At 41.6% G+C, this 2,578-nt stretch carries 3 protein-coding genes; 2 read left to right on the top strand and 1 reads right to left on the bottom strand.

The annotated features are described in order from the left end of the window. Nucleotides 1–114 precede the first annotated feature (114 nt). Both silE and ACKLKD_RS27685 read left to right on the top strand, forming a co-directional pair. Nucleotides 115–546, top strand: a complete 432-nt coding sequence (gene silE, locus ACKLKD_RS27690; protein ID WP_032413339.1) for a silver-binding protein SilE — start codon at nucleotides 115–117, stop codon at nucleotides 544–546. A gap of 147 nt (nucleotides 547–693) precedes the next feature. Then, a complete protein-coding gene (locus ACKLKD_RS27685; RefSeq protein WP_004187110.1) occupies nucleotides 694–1,044 on the top strand; it encodes a DUF305 domain-containing protein in 351 nt (116 codons plus the stop codon). A gap of 185 nt (nucleotides 1,045–1,229) precedes the next feature. Here ACKLKD_RS27685 and ACKLKD_RS27680 read toward each other — a convergent pair whose 3' ends face one another. Further along, on the bottom strand, nucleotides 1,230–2,138 hold the full coding sequence (locus ACKLKD_RS27680; protein WP_032413428.1) for an HNH endonuclease: 909 nt from the start codon (nucleotides 2,136–2,138) through the stop codon (nucleotides 1,230–1,232). Nucleotides 2,139–2,578 lie beyond the last annotated feature (440 nt).

Raw genomic sequence — 2,578 nt, 5'->3', positions numbered from 1 at the left:
AATATCCAGTCCCCTCCCGGAGAAATAAACACTGCCGAGCCTGTTTCAGTTATGGAACTGAAAACACCGGTTGTAGTCCCCCGGACATCACTAATTAAGAAATGGAGAGTTATCATGAAAAATATCGTATTAGCATCCTTGCTGGGCTTTAGTTTAATTTCTTCGGCCTGGGCCACTGAAACCGTGAATATCCATGAGCGCGTCAACAATGCGCAGGCGCCAGCTCACCAGATGCAGTCTGCTGCGGCTCCTGCCGTGATCCAGGGGACGGCTCCTCGTATGACCGGTATGGACCAGCATGAACAGGCCATTATTGCCCATGAAACCATGACGAACGGGTCGGCGGATGCGCACCAGAAAATGGTGGAAAGTCATCAGAGGATGATGGGAAGTCAGACCGTTTCCCCTACCGGGCCGTCAAAGTCATTCGCGGCAATGAATGAGCATGAAAGAGCTGCAGTTGCCCATGAATTTATGAATAACGGTCAGTCCGGCCCACATCAGGCCATGGCCGAAGCGCATCGTCGTATGCTCAATGCAGGCTGACGGCGATGGTAGTATCTTTGCAGTCCTGATTTCCTTGATAGATTTTTCCGTAACCGGATATATTGCAACATCTTTGCCCCCTACAGGGGGAATTTTTATCAGATTCTGCTACAGTTAACGGGTATCAACGCTAAAAGGATATTTTTTATGAAAGCCAGAAACACTTTATTTGCAGTATTAATGTTATCCCTGCCAGCGATTTCAGCAGAACATTCAGAAATGAAAATGACTGATATGTCTACCTCAGCTTCGTCACAGGAATATATGGCTGGCATGAAAGACATGCATGACAAAATGATGACTGCTGTAAATGAATCCGATCCCGACAAGGCTTTTGCGAAAGGCATGGTAGCACACCATGAAGGGGCAATAGCAATGGCTGAGACTGAGCTAAAATACGGAAAAGATCCCGAAATGAGAAAGCTCGCGCAGGACATCATTAAAGCTCAAAAAGGTGAAATTGAGCAGATGAATAAATGGCTTGATACTCAAAAGTAAAATTTGCAGAAATGTCACGATAAGCGTGATTTTACATCATTCCTGGACACAGGAGTTTGTTAATCGTTAAATAATTCAAACCCGATTAATTTCGGGTTTTGTATTTTTACGCGCCAAATCGGTAACTGCCAGGAAATAATGACATTCTCTGTAAGTAAGGTAAAAGCATTACTATTGAATAACATTCACCTGTTCTGTCCTTTATAATAGCGAATCAAATCCTCCAGAGATATATCGATAGCTACCTGTTTTAACAACTCCTTTCTCTCATTATATATTTTCTCAAGCATTTCTTCATATCCCTGTCCGAGGTGAATTTGCTTATGGCAATTGCAACACAGCGATATTATATTTTCTTCGACGTCAAGCGAAGTGTTAAAGTCATCCTGCCTGGACATAGGTACAATGTGATGAGGTTCAGTATAATTCAGGGGAGAGTTACGCCTTCTGAAGGTTGGGTGTTCGCCATCGACTTCACATCTGTAACCTGCTTTGTTCAGTGCATTTTTTGAAACCCCTTTACTTCTTGGGTACGAGACGCCATTTTTTACTTCTGTTGCATGTTTCTTTGGTTTAGCTTCCCCTGTATATTCAAATGTCTGCGCGACATCAAATGTATTATTCGCCTCCATGGCGTTGATCAACTCATCGTCTGAGTAATACTCATTGGTGGTTATTTCTTCCGACCCAAAAAAATCCAGTTCTTTAATTGCCTGAACAAGTTCATCACGAATAGTCCATAAGTATCTTTTTGGTTTTTCACCGGTTTCTTTACTCTTCATGACTGTAATGAATTTTGTGCCGGGTGCTATATTGCCGATCCCTTTAACTTCAAATCTGCCAAGCTCTTTTTGAACTCTACCACCGAGCCCGTTAATAACGCCATTAGCACTCATACTGTGCTGTTCGTACTTTTTGCCTATATCGAAACATGTGCAGGAATGATTTGGTTCAATATACCATTTTTTTAACGCCTCAATACTTTTAGAGTCAAAAACCTTTTCATTCATTAACAGAGCTTTCCATTCTTCCACAGTGATATCAATGTCGCAGACGTACTCCCCGTCAATTACCTGGCAAATCTTATTGATCACGATCATCCCCCTGTAATAAAAAAATCATCACAATACACAGTTCGTTACCCGGTATGAGTGCGGCCGGGTAACATCTGCAGTATGCCATATTCACAGCTCAGGTAAATCAGAAAAACTATTTTTATAGTACCACAAATGAAATTGTTTCATAAATGACAGAATTTCAGCATCCATAACCAACCATTCCATGTTTTCAGCCTGCCCCAGATATAGTGGACAGATAATTCTGCTCATTATCCGCGACGATGAAACAGTCTCCGGCCAACAAAACCGTACAATACTTTCAATGATCTGCACTTTTAACTGCACAAGCGACATACCATTCAGAACTTAAAAAGTTAACAATGTTTTCATACTGGCGTGTATGCCACATTATTAGCATTTTGCGAATAAAAATAACTGGCATAATTGTATTTAATGATAATGTTACATATTGTCAG

Source organism: Klebsiella sp. 10982 (assembly GCF_048589245.1).
In the GTDB taxonomy this organism is placed as follows: domain Bacteria; phylum Pseudomonadota; class Gammaproteobacteria; order Enterobacterales; family Enterobacteriaceae; genus Klebsiella; species Klebsiella quasivariicola.
Note: the sequence above shows the minus strand (reverse complement) of the source record. Positions and strands in the feature narration are given on the sequence as shown.

Excerpts from the sequence above, each read along its gene's own strand:
- ACKLKD_RS27685 (WP_004187110.1), top strand. The coding sequence starts at position 694 with ATGAAAGCCAGAAACACTTTATTTGCAGTATTAATGTTATCCCTGCCA.
- silE (WP_032413339.1), top strand. The coding sequence starts at position 115 with ATGAAAAATATCGTATTAGCATCCTTGCTGGGCTTTAGTTTAATTTCT.